The organism is Bacteroidia bacterium, assembly GCA_033391075.1.
Classification (GTDB): Bacteria; Bacteroidota; Bacteroidia; order J057; family J057; genus JAWPMV01.
The window spans coordinates 5,788,256-5,805,070 of sequence record JAWPMV010000001.1 but is presented as its reverse complement, the minus strand read 5'-3'; the positions used below and the strand labels follow the sequence as shown (position 1 = coordinate 5,805,070).

The 16,815-nt window shown below is 43.8% G+C and carries 11 protein-coding genes; 3 read left to right on the top strand and 8 right to left on the bottom strand.

Annotation, left to right across the window (positions count from 1 at the left end; all coding sequences use genetic code 11):
- Positions 1 to 22 precede the first annotated feature (22 nt).
- Positions 23 to 1,627, bottom strand: a complete 1,605-nt coding sequence (locus R8P61_23040; protein ID MDW3649967.1) for an FAD-binding oxidoreductase — start codon at positions 1,625 to 1,627, stop codon at positions 23 to 25.
- Between the two features lie 6 nt (positions 1,628 to 1,633).
- Entirely contained in the window at positions 1,634 to 4,207 is a 2,574-nt protein-coding gene (locus R8P61_23035) for a glycosyl hydrolase (protein MDW3649966.1), read from the bottom strand.
- Between the two features lie 117 nt (positions 4,208 to 4,324).
- Between R8P61_23035 and R8P61_23030 the strand changes: the two genes are divergently transcribed.
- Positions 4,325 to 5,110, top strand: a complete 786-nt coding sequence (locus tag R8P61_23030; protein MDW3649965.1) for a phytanoyl-CoA dioxygenase family protein — start codon at positions 4,325 to 4,327, stop codon at positions 5,108 to 5,110.
- Here R8P61_23030 and R8P61_23025 read toward each other — a convergent pair.
- The 3 genes from R8P61_23025 to R8P61_23015 all read right to left on the bottom strand — a co-directional run bounded on the left by R8P61_23025 (position 5,107) and on the right by R8P61_23015 (position 8,644).
- A complete protein-coding gene (locus R8P61_23025) occupies positions 5,107 to 6,105 on the bottom strand; it encodes a Gfo/Idh/MocA family oxidoreductase (GenBank protein ID MDW3649964.1) in 999 nt (332 codons plus the stop codon). The genes R8P61_23030 and R8P61_23025 overlap by 4 nt on opposite strands.
- 134 nt (positions 6,106 to 6,239) lie before the next feature.
- Positions 6,240 to 6,941 carry a LytTR family DNA-binding domain-containing protein gene (locus R8P61_23020; GenBank protein ID MDW3649963.1) on the bottom strand — a complete coding sequence of 234 codons (702 nt, stop codon included), beginning with the start codon at positions 6,939 to 6,941 and terminating at the stop codon, positions 6,240 to 6,242.
- Between the two features lie 2 nt (positions 6,942 to 6,943).
- On the bottom strand, positions 6,944 to 8,644 hold the full coding sequence (locus tag R8P61_23015; protein MDW3649962.1) for a histidine kinase: 1,701 nt from the start codon (positions 8,642 to 8,644) through the stop codon (positions 6,944 to 6,946).
- Between the two features lie 138 nt (positions 8,645 to 8,782).
- On the opposite strand from R8P61_23015, the gene R8P61_23010 reads away from it, so the two are divergent.
- Complete coding sequence (locus R8P61_23010; protein MDW3649961.1) at positions 8,783 to 10,195, top strand: serine hydrolase domain-containing protein; 1,413 nt, start codon at positions 8,783 to 8,785, stop codon at positions 10,193 to 10,195.
- Positions 10,196 to 10,199: 4 nt separating this feature from the next.
- On the opposite strand, the gene R8P61_23005 is transcribed toward R8P61_23010, so the two are convergent.
- Positions 10,200 to 11,183, bottom strand: coding sequence for a hypothetical protein (locus R8P61_23005; protein ID MDW3649960.1), 984 nt, complete (start codon positions 11,181 to 11,183; stop codon positions 10,200 to 10,202).
- 69 nt (positions 11,184 to 11,252) lie between these two features.
- Entirely contained in the window at positions 11,253 to 12,626 is a 1,374-nt protein-coding gene (locus tag R8P61_23000; GenBank protein MDW3649959.1) for a DUF4419 domain-containing protein, read from the bottom strand.
- Positions 12,627 to 12,872: 246 nt separating this feature from the next.
- Between R8P61_23000 and R8P61_22995 the strand changes: the two genes are divergently transcribed.
- Complete coding sequence (locus R8P61_22995; protein MDW3649958.1) at positions 12,873 to 16,139, top strand: ATP-binding protein; 3,267 nt, start codon at positions 12,873 to 12,875, stop codon at positions 16,137 to 16,139.
- Between the two features lie 45 nt (positions 16,140 to 16,184).
- Here the strand turns inward: R8P61_22995 and R8P61_22990 are convergent, their stop codons facing one another.
- Positions 16,185 to 16,730, bottom strand: coding sequence for a YbhB/YbcL family Raf kinase inhibitor-like protein (locus R8P61_22990; GenBank protein MDW3649957.1), 546 nt, complete (start codon positions 16,728 to 16,730; stop codon positions 16,185 to 16,187).
- Between the last annotated feature and the right edge of the window lie 85 nt (positions 16,731 to 16,815).

Genomic DNA, 16,815 nt, shown 5'->3' with positions numbered 1-16,815 from the left:
ACAACACTAAAACACCATATCTCTATTCCAAATCCTCCTCCCTCAACAAAACCCCCGGATTCAAAATTCCTGCCGGATCAAATCCCTTTTTGACATTCTTCAGGACCGTCTTGAAAGCTGCGCTATGTTGCTTTTCGTAAAATGGCTGATGATCCTTGCCCACAGCATGGTGATGGGTGATAGTTCCTCCATATTTAATGATGGCATCTGAAGCGGCTTTTTTTACGAAATCCCATTGTTCCAGTTGACGACCTTTTTCCCCCTTTGCAATTACCGTATAATAAGGTGCCGGTCCATCCGGATACAAATGCGTGAATCTCACGGTGACAATTCCCCCTCCGCAATGCTCTTTTAAAGCAGCCAGGGTAGCGGATTCGACTCCTTTATGGAAAGCATCAAACTGATCCCAGGTGACCGCAGTTTCAAAGGTTTCAACCACCATCCCCTTTTTGATCAATTCATCTCGCATATAGGGCGCTTGCAAAAAAGACTTCTTCCAGGCATCGGCTGCCTTATCCCTTGGAGCTCCTGTTTTCTTCTCTTTTACTTTCCAGTATCCTCCCAGCTCTTTACAAATCTCAAGGGCTCGTTCCATCCATTTTCCCAATTCATGGTCATGGGATTCGAAGCCAAGAATCAAAACCGTGTCTGTTCCTTTACCCAGGCCATTTGACAAAGCCTCCAGGGGACTTACCAGGCGAGCATTGCTGGGATTGAGGCCAGACTGAGCGATTTGCCGACAAGCTTCTACTCCTTTTTCAAAAGAATCAAAACTTACGGTCTGAGCTTCTTTAAAGGTCGGAATATCCTGGACCCGTAGCCAGGCTTCTGTTACCACTCCGAATATTCCCTCTGATCCACAAAGGAGGCGTTCTTCACTTGGCCCTGCTCCCGATCCGGGAAGTTTGCGGGTTTGCATGATTCCGCTGGGACTGATCATGCGGACGCTTTGGACAAATTCATCAATATGGGTGTAAAGCGTAGCGAAATGACCTCCGGATCGAGTGACGATCCAACCACCAACCGTAGAAAATTCAAAGCTCTGCGGATAGTGTCTGAGACTCAGTCCATGAGCCTTTAGGCCTTGTTCAAGTGCTGGCCCAAAAATTCCTGCCTGCACGCGCACCGATCGACTGGCCTTGTCAATTTCCAGGATCTGATCAAAGTGCTTCATGTCGAGACTGATGCTTCCCGTATATTTATCAGTCTGGCTGGGCTCTACCCCTCCTACAACGCTTGAACCTCCCCCAAAAGGAATGAGGGAAATATTTTCAGCACTGCAAAAACGCATTAGGGCCAGAATATCTGTTTCTGTTTTGGGGAAAGCTACATAGTCCGGCGCATGCTCAAATCGCCCCATCAATCCTCGCCATACATCCCGAAAGGACTTTCCATAGGTATGAGAAGCCCGATCAAAGGGATCCGAAGAACATATTTCGGCCAGTTCTGCAGGAAGGCTGAAACGAGCTTCCTTTAGGTTCAGGTTTTCAATTTTGGGTTCCGGTATATCTTCAAACTCTTTTATCCCCAAACTGAATTTCAACATATTGGTGTAATTCTCCAGGATTCCCGGACTGAGGGGGAAATCTTCATACCCCCATCCCCAAAATTTTCTTTTTCGCGACATCTAGTATTAGTGTTTCATTATTTTAATAGTCCCTCGCAATGCCTGCGCTTCTTCTGTCAGTTCAATAAGATAAATCCCGGCAGCCAGCTTTCCCAATGTAAGTTCAATCTCATGACGCCCTGCGTGAAGCAGCAGCTCTTCTATGGGTTTTGCCAGGGCACCTTGCAGGTCTCGAATGCTGAGACTGAATTTTCCGGCTTTTTCCAGATGGAGTCGCAGGCTACTGATCTCTGTGGAGGGATTCGGAAAAGCTTGTAAAGGAAGGAACTGAAAGCTCGGTTCTATAGAAGAGGCGATTCCTTCTTCCAGGGATATCCGGTACAAGCCTCGCCCATAGCTTGCTGCCACCAGAACATTGCTAGCTTCATGGTAATCCAGGTCGGTAACTACCACATTGGGCAAACCCAGCCCTAAAAGCTCCCAATTTGTGCCATCGTTCTCGGAGAAATAAACGCCAATATCCGTTGCGATATAAAGGCGATTGTCTGGAAGAGTTTTGATGATATCATTGATGGGAATGTCGGGCAGATCTCCTGTGATATCCGTCCAACTTGAACCCAAATTCAGGCTTTTGTAGACATGCCCCTCATTGCTTCCAAATCTATAGCCGGAGAAGGTAGCATAAATCCCCCGGGAAAAAGAGGGGTCAGCTAATACGCGAGTGATCCAACGGTCGGGAAGGGCATCAGAAACGCTTGACCAGTTTGTACCGCCGTCTCGGGTGACACTGAGAGTTCCATCATCGGCCCCAGTGATAATTGTTTGGGTATTCTGGGAGGAAACACTCAGGCTGGTTAATACCCCGACCGTCAGATTGCCCATTCCTGGCCCTTGCGTCAGATCAGGACTGATGGGCGTCCAGTTTTCGGCCCGATCTGTGGATTTGAATAATTTACTCCCCCCAAAGTATAAAATGCGGGAATTATTGGGCTGAAAGACAAAAGGAGAATTCCAGCCTTTGCGGGTACCTACAATACCAAGAGAAGAAGACAGGAAGGTAGTACCTCCATTAGAGGACTTTGCAAAGAAACCATTCTGAGCTTCTGCATAAATAAAATTATTATCATTGGGATCGACCAGCACATAGAATCCATCCCCGCCAAAGATATTCTCCCAATCGTCCAGCGAGCCCGTAAGTGTCCGGTTTGTTCCATTGTCCTGCGTACCTCCATACAGTCTGTTCGGGAAACTTTCGTCTATTTCTAGTGCGTAAAATTGAGTGATCGGAAGATTGTTGATTTTCGTATGTGTAGCGCCTTGATCCGCACTGAAATAAACTCCGCCATCATTTCCGAGAAAAAGCTCATTGCTATTGAGGGGATTGATCGCGATAGCATGTTGATCGACATGGGCATTAGCAAAGATTTCTGTCCAGCTATTTCCTCCATCGACGGACTTATGCATATTGAGGGCTGTGGTGTAAACGATATCCGGATTGAGGGGATCGACGAATATTCTCCCAAACCACCACATAAAGGGAACATCAGATATTCCCATGATCGGCATGGCAGTCCAATTGTCCCCATGATCTGTTGTCTTATAAATTCCCTCCAAATAACCATTGTCAGGATTTACGAAATAAGCGTAAAGGATATTTGGGGAAGAAGGGGAAATGGCGATTCCTATTCTTCCTCCATAAGGAGGCAGGCCTATATTCAGTTCTTCCCAGCTGGCGCCTCCATTATAGGAGCGACAAATGCCGGAAGAAGCTCCCCCATAATCCCGGCGATCCGGACGACGGATTCTTTCCCAGGCCGCCGCATAGAGCGTATCAGGATTATCGGGATGAATGGCAAAGTCAATGAAACCCGTAGAATCATTTTTGTATAAAACCTTTGTCCAGCTAAATCCTCCATTTGTGCTTTTATATACCCCTCTGTCCGGGCTGTTTTTAAACAAGGGCCCCATGGCTGCGACATAGACAGTTTCGGGATCATCGGGATGAACTTGTACCCGACCTACGCTTCCAATTTCAGTCAAGCCTCTAGAAGTCCAACTGGAACCTGCATCGGTGCTTTTGTACACCCCGAGTCCATCATAAGCCAAAGATCCGCCTCCCGCATTGGGTTCTCCTGTACCGACATAAATCACAGAATCATTGCTGGGGGCAATGGCCATGTCTCCAATAGAGAGGCTGTTTTCGTCATCAAAAATGGGATTCCAATTGGCGCCCATATCCGTCGAGAGGAATATTCCTCCGGAGGCTGCTGCTGCGTAGAGCCTTTGGGGACTACTAGCGGTCATTTCCAAATCTGTGATCCGCCCGCCAATGTTGAAGGGGCCGGCAAATTCCCATGGGTTTTCGGCTATTCCATCTTTTGTCTGGAGTTTTTTTTGTGCAATCTTCAGCTTTCGAAATTTTTGAGCTTTCTGATAAGCCTGCATGTCTATTTCTCCAGACGGGTAAGCCCTCTGTCTGAATTGCCATTCATTGGGCTGAAGTTTTTGCTGATAAATTTCCCTTTGTTTTTTCTTCTCCTGACTTTCATAGAGATAGAATGTGGAGGTAGTGAGGATTCCCAGGAGGCATAGCCACAGGATGCCTCGCTTTTTGATGTTGCTTGTAAAAGTTAGATTCATGGATCGGGTAGATATAGACTGAAAGTACTGGAACGAGCTTTTATGTGTAGTGGGAATTTTTTAATATAAGTTTAAAGGTTCTCGACGGCAATTATTCTTTACATTAATACCTGTATCATGGTAAACTCCCTATTGCAAAGTTTGGGGGTAAAATCGAATACCCTCTCTCAAGATGAAATCCAATTTTTGGATCAAAACGGTTACCTTAATCTGGGGCAATTATTGTCGGAAGTAGAATTAAAGACTATTAGAGAAAGAGTGCAGACCCTCTTGCAGGAGGAAGGAGAAAAGGCGGGAGCAGAGCTGGCAGAATCCCCTCATATTCGTCATCCCAAAGAAGCAGGTGCGGATCGCCTGGCGGATCTGGTCAATAAAGGGCCGGAATTCGATGTTTTTTACACCCATCCGCGTGTCCTGGCAGCTATGTATCATGTACTGGGCGAAGGCTTTATCCTGAGCTCGCTTAACTATCGATCTGCTAAGCCGGGCATGGGCTTGCAGAAACTGCATGTGGATTGGCATGAGGCTGTGAATCCCGGAGCCTATAAAGTGTGTAATTCCATTTGGTTGCTGGATGATTTTTCGGCTGCGAATGGAGCAACACGTATAGTCCCGGGTACACATTTATGGGGGAAAACCCCAGAGGAGGTCATGGATGATCCCTGGAGAAGTCATCCGGAGGAAGAAATCATCAAGGCTGCAGCAGGAAGTGTCTTCATTTTCAATTCGCATACCTGGCATGGAGGAACTAATAATGCTTCGAATGAGCCCAGACGGGCGATTCATAGCTATTTCTGTGGAAAAGGAATGCCACAACAGATTGACCAGCAACGCTACATTCAATCCGAAACCTTGGCTCGTTTAAAAGCCGGAGCAGAGCAAATCCTGGGAGTGGAAATCTAATCCTTTTCAATCATCTGGCCCATGACATAATTGGTACGTATGGCACTTTGGCCTGTACTGGGAGAAGTTCCTTTTCCCAATAATTCTGCAACGATGTTTTCGATCAGGGGCTGTTGGATATGTTGAGGCATGATGAAGTGGCTCTTATCCTTTTCCCCACTATCCAGCTCTACTTCTACCCAGGGTTTACCAAAAGTGGGGAATCGAATGATCCCTCTGCTACCGATGATTTCCGTCATCTCTTTATGGCCACTTGCCCCCGCATTGAAACACCAACTTCCCGTACCCATGATCCCATTTTCAAAACGAAAAGAAGATACTACGATGTCATTGGCGGGATAGATACCTGCCTGATTGCCTCCATGTCCATCTACCCAGCCGATAGGACCAAAAAGAAAGTCCATGAGATCTAATTGGTGAGAAGCGAGGTCGAAAAAATATCCGCCACCGGCAATTTCTGGATCCACACGCCAATTCTCTTCCGAATTTGCAATCAGATCTGGTTGTAAAGGCTTGACCATTTCGATTTTGAGCATGCGAATATCTCCGATGGTCTCTTTCTCCAAAAGCTCTTTAACAAATAAACAATTGGGCAAAGTTCGACGATAGTATGCGACATAAAGCGGGATTTCAGCTTCCTCAAAAGCCAGTACCATATCCTTGCATTCCTCATAGGTGCGAGCCATGGGTTTTTCTACATAGGCCGGCTTGCCAGCAGCAGCAGCTTTCAGGGCATATTCCCGATGAGATTGTGGAGGAGTGGCAATGTAAATGGCATTTACCTTGGGATCGTTGATGACTGCATCTGCATCCGTAGTCCATCGACTTATCCCATGTCGCTTAGCATAATCTTCTACTTTGGCAGCATTGCGACGCATGACGATCTCGATGCGCGAGCCCGGAATTTTATTCATGGCCGGGGCGCTCTTTACTTCGCAGACATCACCTACACCGATGATGCCCCAGTTTACGGTTTCGCCTTGTATTTTTTTCATGGAGTATGGGTTGTAGCCAGGATTTATTCCCTTAAAAGTGGGATTTTTTGTGGGATTTCTCTATTAAGTTTAAGAAAATTTAGGGGTAACTTGATGGACAGACTCGTAATGCCGCAGGTCTTAAGAGCAGTTTTTTATATCGCCCACTTTTCCTTCAAGTCTTTATATCGACTCCGACTTACCGGAAGCAAGGCTCCCCCTTCCATTTCCAGAGTATATTTTCCGCCTGCTTCTGCCTTCAGACTTTTGATTTTTTGGCTGTTGACGATATAGGATTTGTGGATGCGCTCAAAATGGGGAGGGAGGAGCTGCGAAAGTTTGTCCAGATTTTTATTGTGGATTTCCTTGCTTTCGTCCTCGAAAAAAAGTTCTGCATAGATGCCGGCTCCTTTCACATAGATCAATTGCTCAATTTCTCTAAGGACATGGCGCCCTCTTTTTTGGATGGATAGATATTTACGTCCTTGCTGATCTACACTTTCTGTACCTCGCAGCCTGCGCAAGGCCTTGGCCAACCTCTCTTCATTGAAGGGTTTTCCCACAAAGTCCAATACCCCATATTCAAATGCTTTGAGGGCCTGATCTTTATTGGCGGAAACGATGATGGTATGGAAAGAGGCAGCGGAAACCGATTCCAACATTTCGAAGCCATTATCTCCTTGCAAATTGAGGTCGAGAAAGAGGAGATCAATCTCGTTTTCGGCTATATACTCCTGCGCATCTTCCAGGTGATGGCGTACGGCTATCTGCTTTGGGCTTTCGGCCAATTGTTCTCGGAGGATACGAGAAATCCTGCGAGCGATGATTGGTTCGTCTTCAACTATCAGGATGTGCATAGCTATGCGTTTAATAATTTGATGCGCGTGATCCAGCCACTTTCCGTAGGACTACTGTCGAGGGTCCACTGTTCTCCATAGCTTTCGCTAAGTCGAGAACGGATGTATTTGAAACCGGTACCTTCTTCTTTCTTTTCTGTTTTCTTATTTCGAGCAACCACTTCCAATTCGTAATAGCGATGATCTTCTACACGGAAAAATCGCAAGAAAATTTTGATGCGATTTTCTTTATCCGGATAACTATGTGTGATGGCATTTTCGATCAGGGTGTGAAAAATGGCAGGGGGAATTTTCTCCTCCGGATCAATGTTTTCCTGTATAAAAATATAGTTCAATTCCTTTCGGAAACGCATGATCTCAATATGGTATTTACAGAGGTCGATTTCCTGCATGATCGGAATGAGTTTTTCTTCCGCTATCTCACTCATGATTTCAAACTCTCCAGATAAAGCCTCAATAAATTGAATGCTTTCGCCCGGAGCTTCTTCTATCCACTCCATCAAAGAAGTAAGGGTATTCATGATGAAATGGGGCTGAATATTCTTTTTAAGTAGCTCATTTTGGAGACGGGAAGAAAGGATGACTGAAGCTTCATAGGCTTCTTTCTGGTCGCGTGCACGCCGAGCCAGAACATACATCATAGAGAGGACAAGTATGCTAAAGCTAATGAATAGGGTTACGTCATATGCATACAGCAAAAATCGAAAGCTTAGTTGGTAAAAAAGAATCACCATCCCCGATATACTCAAGGCGCTAAATACCACCCAGGCATGTTGCTTCTTTTTATAGACCGCATAAAAAGCAATTCCCAAGGAAGAAATCAGGCCAACCAAAGACATGACTCGGGCAGCTGGGTCAGTTCCAACTGTTAAAATGAAGCTGGAAGCAATGAGCAAGACCAGGATTGTGAGATTGATCAGGAGTGCTTTTGGGAGCTCAAAGAAATTGACGAAGAAGTAAGGAGTGAGAAAAGAAATAAAGAGGGTGAGAAAATAAATCACTCCCAATCGTTTGATATGGAAGGGGTAGGGATAGAGGTAAAGAAATTTGAAATACTCTGCGAATATCAGCCCAAAGAAGAGAAAACAAAGAAGACTAAATATAAGTTCCTCTTTCTCTCTGTTTCTCATGATAAACAGAAAGAGATAGTAGGTTCCTGCCATCAAATAGATTCCTGCAAGAATGAAAATAAAGGCGGTTACGCGCAGGTATTCCTCAACCGTTTGTTTATACTCTTCTATATAACAGGCATTCCAGCTTCCCAGGATGTAGGTGGGCATATGCACATTGCTAACCCTGAAGGCTACAATGTGCGAACCTATTGTTGCCAATGAGTCGGGAATCAAAACCTGGCTCATAAAATTGCCCGGAACTTCTTCTTCCACCGTTTCGCCCACTTTCCCATTTTCGCCTATCTTGACTCCATCCCAATAGACCTCATAAGAACCCAAACTGATGATGTGGAGGCCGGGATGTTTCAATTCAAAAATCTCCTCATCGACCTCGAAGGAGAAGCGCACCCAAAAATATCCGTAGCCATCGATATCCTGATCCACCCAACTTTCGTCATTCAAGTCCTTACTTGCCCACAAAGGATTGTCTCCTTGCATCTGCACCCGTTTATCCGGATATATAATCCCATCATAGGCTGAAGCTGGATTCAGGCTAAAAAGAAAGAGGCAGAGAAGCAGTATATTTTTCATAACATAACAAAGATAGGCAAGCTTAGCCTCTAAGCCGTGCCATTCAAAAGTCCTCCGTGCCATTGGCATGTTTCTCTGCAACAAATCTTCCGCCCTTCCTTATCCTTGGGTAAGTATTCACCAAAAAATAAAATTCTCATGGAACGCATGATCACCCTTATTGTCAATATTATTTCAGGATTATTCCTGATTCCACAACCTGCAATGGCCCAACTGCAATCTACAGCAGATAAGGACTTGCTTGCCCTGAAAGCGGATAGCATTCTGGAAGTTGCGATAGACATTCAGGAGCATATGGGTATTACTGCAGGTATTATGTCAGAAGGTGAACTTCTTTGGAAGAATGGTGCTGGCTGGAGAGATAAGGAAGCGGGAGAAGTGGCTGAAGCTGATATGATCCATCGCATTGCTTCGATCAGCAAGCCTATGACTGCTATCGCTATTTTACAATTGTATGAGCAAGGGAAGATCGATCTTGATGCGCCTATTCATACTTATATTCCGGAATACCCCAAGCATGAAAAAGGGACGTTTACGGTTCGGCAACTCCTGACCCATACCTCTGGCACCAATCATTATAAAGGAGATATGGATAGCTTCTCGACTAAAAACTTCCCTAAACTGGATGATGCGATGAAGAGATTCTGGGAAAGGAAACTGGTGGCTGAACCCGGTACTGCTTATCGTTACACTACCTATGGATATGTGGTTTTAGGAGTGGTAATTGAAAGGCTAAGTGGAATGGAATATGAGGCCTATATGAAAAAACATGTGTGGGAACCTGCGGGCATGATGCATACCTCCATTGAACGAAAAGGAGTTGAGCTAGCTAATTCATCCAAACTCTATAAAAGAACAGACAAAGGAGAATTGAAAAAAGACCTCAAAACCAATTTGAGTATGAAGACGCCAGGTGGAGGTATTCTTTCTACTTCGCATGACCTCCTGAAATTTGGCCAGGCCATTTTGGATAATAAGCTCATAAAAGCTGAAACCCTGGAATTGATGACCACACGCTCTGGATTAAAAAAGCAAGGAAATCCTTATGGCATGGGTTGGTTCCTGTATAAAGATGAGAATGATCGCAGGGGACGAATCATCGGACATAGTGGATCGCAATCAGGCACAAGTTCTCAATTGATGATTCTCCTGGATGCAAAGATTGTTGTAGCTGTAATGAGCAATACTCGCCGCTCCTGGAATCAATTGTTCATGACAAGCTGGTTCCTGATCAATAAGAGTTTTTCAACAGAAGACCTGCAAGAGCCTGTACAGAAAGTTGCTAAGATCAGCACACAAGATATGGACCGTATTCTGGGTAGTTATGATTTTGGTAAAGGTCAAATCCTAAAGATTAGCCGTAAAGGAGAAAATCTATTTTCTCAGATGAATAAATATCCGGCCCTAAAACTCTATCCCGAATCCAATGAGGTCTTTTACTACCGGGAATTTGATGCCTATTTTGAATTTGATTTCAATGCAGACGGTTCGATCAACAAAACTACTTATTGGCAAAATGGGGAAGAGGTTTTTCCGAAGAAGATTGATTAAACCCTTACCGAAACAGCTTGAGTTGCTTTCCCTCAATCTCGTATTCATCTAAGTCAAAAGCATAAAGAAAACAGATGTTCTTCTTACTGCCTCTACTTATTTGATAAAGTGCAAAAACCCATTTATCTATTCGACTTATCATATTCGGAACAGATGAACCTAAATTCTCCAATCCATCAGATTGGGGAATTTTTAATCTCAGGTTATCTATGATTTTTTTAGAAAAAAGGTCGAAAATATAGAATTGCCCTTCTTCAGTAGGTAAAAGGATTCTGTTCTCGGATAAAAAAAAGGGGCTTATTACCGATCCTAAATCCGCAGGAATTTCATACGCATATATTCTCTGGTGGGAATCTGAATGATAGACGGCTAGATGGTGGATATCTGATTGTAGGTATTTCTTAGCGGAAGGACTGTAGGATTCGGGAAAATGGATGTCAAGTTCCGAATGTCTCGCCCGAATTTTCTTGCCGATGAGTTCCCAGACTATAATTCTGCGATTATCCGTTCCCTCGCTAAATTCCATAAGGAGGGCATCTCTATTTTCGAGGGCTAATTGTCCAAAGCTAATTTGGCTAGCTCCGAAAGGGTCCGCAAACTCAAGTTTGGCTAGCTGATTCCAGGAGCCTATGCTATAAATTTCAAGGACTTTTTTGTGAGGGCTTTGCTTTTTTATCGCCCAAATTTTGTCTCCCGAGATTTTTAGCTGTTGATAGTCTCCCAAAAGTATGTGAAGAATCTCGCCACTTGGATCATGAATATTCAGGGCATTCTCATTTGCTGTACCGATTATTTTATAGCGGGAAGAATAATCAATAGCTAGCAGACGCTTCGCCAGATTTATTTCATTGAGTACTTCCAGCTCAGCATTAAGCAACAGCAGTTTTCCAAATGAATTGGCCAATAAAAATTCAGCTTTGCCTCCCTGAATTATGCCAAGATCCGGGTTGAAAGGGAGAGGAATTTCTTTTGCCTGAGAAAATATCATAAAGAGGCCGAATAAAAAGGGGCCGCAATATAAGCAGGCTGGCAAAACATATTCCCAGTGGAAATCGGATTAAGGCAAAAGTCTCTTGAATTGATACCAGGCGATCCTTTTGATCCGGTAAAACCATCCCCTTCTTGGTAATTCATGATAATATTCCTCATTGATCTCCAGGCTGGTAAAAGGGAAGTTTCGTAAGAGCCATCTTGTTTCTTTGTGTGAAATATTGCCTCTGATGTGTAAATAATGAAGTTCCTTTTTCGAGAGGGCTTTTGGGATATCAATCTTATCGATGAAGTATAGCTCAAGATTGAAGGCTTTTTTGAGAGATAATACTTCTTCCGGAAATTCCCGAAGATTTGCATAGGAGTAAAAGAATCCATCCTGAGGTAAACCTTTTACCTTATTTTCCTCCTCCGCTTCTGCTACCATCCAGGATATATAAGGTCTTAGGCTGAAATCTGATTCTTTTTGCTCAGCCCCCACAAATCCTGAGATCAATTGCATGGGAAGTTCCTCTGTCCTCTCAGGGGAAATCAGGCGCAAGCTGAAATCCACTTTCAGAACTTCTTCCGGTAAATCATTGATATCGAGAATCACTTCTCCTGCTCTTCTTCTTCCAAAACGATCATAGGGAAAAAATTGAGTGATCCATCCATCAATCTTCTCTGGATCGCCGCACATTTGTGGCTTATGGATTTTGAAAATATTTCTCCAGAAATCCTTATCAATCTCAGCATCAAAAGCATGGATAAACTGATTGAGGACAGGCTCTAACTCATTGATCCACCAATTGAGTTCATACTTTTTTAATGCCAGGCTTTTTTCCCTTAGATGTATCCAATCTTCTTGCTGACCTTCCAGACTTATAGCTGGTATTCCACAAACACAGACATCAATAAGGTATCTGAAAAAAGGCTTAAGGCTATCCATCACACTGATCATTCCGGCAATGTATTCTCTGTGCCCCGTAGTGGAAAAATCCGGGAGGAGCTTATCCATAAATTCATTGCCCATATGCCCCCGCAAAGCTGTTTCAAAATCCAGAACGGCATTTTCCCATACTTCATATCCTCCCTCTAGAAATTCTGATTGATATTCTAATTTCAATTCGACTTTCTCTTTATCCAGGCCTAAAAGCACCGACATCTTTGCGGAATTATAGTTGACATGTCGGGAAAAGCCCTGCAAAATCAAGAGCCAGATCATGTCCGGAGAAAGTACGATCGGCCTGTGTTCAGCATAGGCTGCATACAAGCTCCTCATAAAAGGATGCCTGCCAAAGTTGGCGAGTTGTTCCGGTCCGGGTGCGGAGACTTTTATTTTTTTACTAAATCCCTGCAAAACCTCTTCATAGGGAAGTTCGGGGACCAGGTTTCCGGGGCGCTTGAGTTTTTGGATTTGGAAGGTGAGGGGCGAATCCTGAAGGGAGGCGGTCTTTTTCATGGAAGCTTTTATTACAGAATGAATGATTCTGAGTTGGTTACAATGCCATGAAGTTGAAGTCCGCTACTTTATATATGGACGAGTCCGACTTTACCCTAAATTCAACCTTCTTTGGTAGATTTTTCCTATCTTATAAAAGTTAGCTCCCGGCATTGATGGGATCTTTCAATGGTATACACACGCTCCTTCCCCTAAGTAATGAATGTTTTGAAAGCCCTAAGAATTCTAGCAATAGCTTGCTTATGCATGCTGTTTTGCTCTTCCATTTCCCCGGCACAGGAGATCCAGACTTTTTCTTTTGATTCAATCTCTTCAGCAATTTCCCTCAATTCATATCTCTATATAAACCAGAGTGCTGCGGAGGAAAGTGAAATCGCTTCCCTGCAGGAAGATTCAACATCCTGGATTCACCTATCAGAATTAGGATTCAAGCTCAATGAAGAAGTTTCTTATTGGGCAAAGTTGAGCCTCCAAAATGATTTCCATGCTGCTCAAAGCCTTATTCTTCTCCCGGATGGAGAAGAAGTGCTGAGCGGGAATAGTTTTGTTGAGCTCCTGCTCGAAAAAGAGGGCGAAATAGTTGCTTCCCTTAAAAGTGGGAGATTCCTGCCATACAATCAGAAGTCACATAGAAGCACTATTGCCAATCATTTCAAATTGGAATTTGCTCCCGGTGAGAAGCTGCTAGTTTATATCAAGGTTAGACAAATCAATAAGCTTTCCCCCTTTTTTGACATTTATTTGCAAAGTGAAGACAGTGTTCAACGTTCAGAAGTAGCTTTCAGAATTGGTCAGGGAGTTTTTCAGGGAATGCTCTGGATCATGATATTTTTCTCAGCCCTTGTATTTGTAGGAAGTCGAGACAGATCCTATCTCATCTACGTATTATTCCTTTTTTCTTCCTCCATCTATTTCCTCTATCGCAGTGGACTTTTTTTCGAATTATTCTTCCATCAATTTCCCCAATTACAACTACTGGTCTGGATTCTGTCAATCAATGCCTTGGTGGTTACCTATTTTCAATTCGTTCGCATTTTTGTAGATACAAAGAGCCTCATCCCTAAATGGGATCGAGTTTGTTTGGCCTGGCAACAGATTATCTTGCTGGTAATGGGGATTGAATTGAGTATCCTCTTTTTTGCCTTTCATGAACCTTATATAGATTTTCTCATCAATGTTTCGGTGGGAGCTTCTATCTTCTTTTTGTTGGTTGTATCTCTTCGTTTTTTCCGGACGAAAGAACGGCTGGCACAGATCATGATTTTTGGAACCCTTTTTCTGGTGCTCGCCGGAATCGTAGGCCTGTCAGCTGATCTGCTGTTTAATATCCGGGATTATCTGGGGGTGATTGAATCTTTCTTTATCGCAGAAGTATTGACCTTTTCTCTGGGGCTTGGCTATCGGCAGGACCTGAACCGAAAAATGCAACTGGAAGTTCAGGAGAAAGCAAATGAACAATTAAGGCACATGGATAAACTCAAGGATCAGTTCCTTGCTAATACCTCCCATGAATTGAAGACCCCTTTAAATGGAATTATTGGGATCACAGAATCTCTATTGGATGGCCTAAATAATTTCAAAGAGGATTTTATCAGAGAAAACCTGCAAATGGTGGTTTCCTCCTCCCATCGCTTAAATAGTCTGGTGGGGGATCTCCTGGATTTTTCACGGATTAAGAATAAGCAACTTGAGGTACAGAAGAAGGCACTGGATCTTTATAGCATTACGGATGTTGTGATTAAAATCCATCAACCCCTATTGAAAGGAAAGGAAGTAGAGCTGGAAAATCGTGTTCCCCGGCATTTGCCAGCTGTGGAAGGAGATGAAGGGCGTATTCAGCAAATTTTTCATAACCTTATCGGAAATGCGATCAAGTTCACCGAAAAAGGCTCCGTATCCATCCACGCGGTAGAGAAAAATGAGATGCTGGAGGTTCGGGTTGAAGATACAGGAATTGGCATACCTGAAGATAAACGAGAACTTATATTCGACGAATTTGAGCAGGCGGATGGTTCAATTTCGCGAAAATTTGCCGGGACAGGTTTGGGGCTTAGTATTAGTAAAAAATTGGTGGAACTTCATGCAGGAGAGATGTGGGTCCGTTCTTCTCTGGGAAAAGGGTCGACTTTTTTCTTTACCCTACCGATCAGCAGTCAAAAGGCCGTCCCACTCGAATTTGTCCCCAGCTTTCAGGAATTATCCAGTATAAGTGCGACAACTGAAGTTCTGGTAAAACAACCGGAAGAGATATTGTCGACCCATGGGAATTCGGTCTTTCGTATTCTGATTGTTGATGATGAGCCGATCAATCATCAGGTATTGCGCAATCATTTGATCCACAAAAACTATCAGCTAGATTCTGCTATGAATGGACCGGAAGCCCTCCAACTCATCGAATCAGAGGAGAGTTATGATCTGGTTTTGCTGGATGTCATGATGCCTCGAATGTCTGGATATGAAGTTTGTCAGATGATCCGAGAGAAGTATTTGGTTAGTGAGTTGCCTGTCATCTTTATTACGGCAAAAAATCAGGTCAATGATCTGGTACAGGGCTTGAGCCTGGGAGGAAATGATTATATATCAAAACCTTTTACCAGAAGTGAATTTTTAGCCCGAACTACTACCCAGCTCAATCTCCACAATATCAACTCAGCTACAAGTAAATTCGTTCCCCGCTCCTTCTTGCAAACCCTGGGATATGAGAGTATTCTTGAACTCAGCCTGGGAGATAATGTAGAAAGAGAGGTGACCGTATTTTTCTCAGATATACGTGCTTATACCAGTCTGTCTGAAAGTATGAGCCCTGATCAGAATTTCCGATTTGTAAATGCCTATTCCAGTCGGATGGGACCAATTATCAATCAACATAATGGCTTTGTTCATCAATATCTGGGCGATGGTATTATGGCGATTTTTTTAGGAAATGGAAGAGATGCTTTGGGGGCTTCGGTGGAAATGCAAAAAACCTTAAGTACTTATAATATTGAAAGGGAAAAGAAAGGAAAGATAGCTGTGAGGGTAGGAATGGGATTACATACGGGTAAACTGATCATGGGGATAATTGGAGATAAAGAACGCATGGAACCCGCTACAATTTCAGATACTGTGAATACAGCTGCTCGGATCGAAGGCCTGACCAAGCATTTTGGAGTCAATATTTTGTTGAGCGAATACACCTGTGCCCAGCTTGGCAAAGATCATGGGCATAAAATCCGGTTTTTAGGCAAAGTTATGCCCAAAGGCAAGAACAAGGCAATCGGACTGTTTGAGTGTTTCGATGGTGATCCTGAAGATATTCGACAGAAAAAGGAGAGTACCCAGGATATTTTTGAAAAAGCACTTACTGCCTACTTTGAAAAAGATTTTGATACGGCCCTGAGGTCATTTGCAGAAATTATCCGCTTTAACCCCGACGATAAGCCTGCATCTATGTATCTATTGAAGGCTACTGAACATAGAGGAAAGGGCGTTCCGGAGGATTGGACAGGGGTAGAGATGATGCAAAGCAAATAGAACCCAGAGGGCAATTGTCCCCCCCGGGTTCAAAGCTACATAGGATTATCTTTGGTAGTAGAATACAATGGATGCCTTTTGGATGCTGGCATTGTTCAGGTAGTATCCTACGATGGCTGGATTGGTATTAGCATCCAGACCAAGTTTATCGACATTTAGTGCATATACCGTAACTACATATTGATGCGGTCCATGTCCTTCCGGTGGGCAAGGTCCTCCAAAGCCGGGAACCCCATAATTGGTCAGACTCTGAATCGTGCCTGCAGGCATCAGATTTCTGGCCGGATCACCTGCAGCTGTTGGGATTTCTGAAGTAGAGGCAGGAATATCAAAAGCCAGCCAGTGCCACCAACCACTTCCGGTAGGAGCATCTTTGTCGTACATCGTGATAGCAAAACTTTTGGTGCCTTCCGGTGCATGTTCCCAGCTGAGTTGAGGGGATATGTTTTCTCCTTCGCAACCAAAACCTTTAAACACTTGCTTAAGGCTAGCTTGTCCTCCTACATCTTTTGTGCTTAGGGTGAATGTTTGTCCGAAGGTGTTTCCAATGAAAAATGGAATGCTGATCAATAAAATGGCTAATCTTTTCATAGAAATTTATGGTTAATAAACTTCTACAAAATTAGAGCTGTGGAGAATTCCCCGCTTTCGAAATCAGATCAAAATGTATCGATAA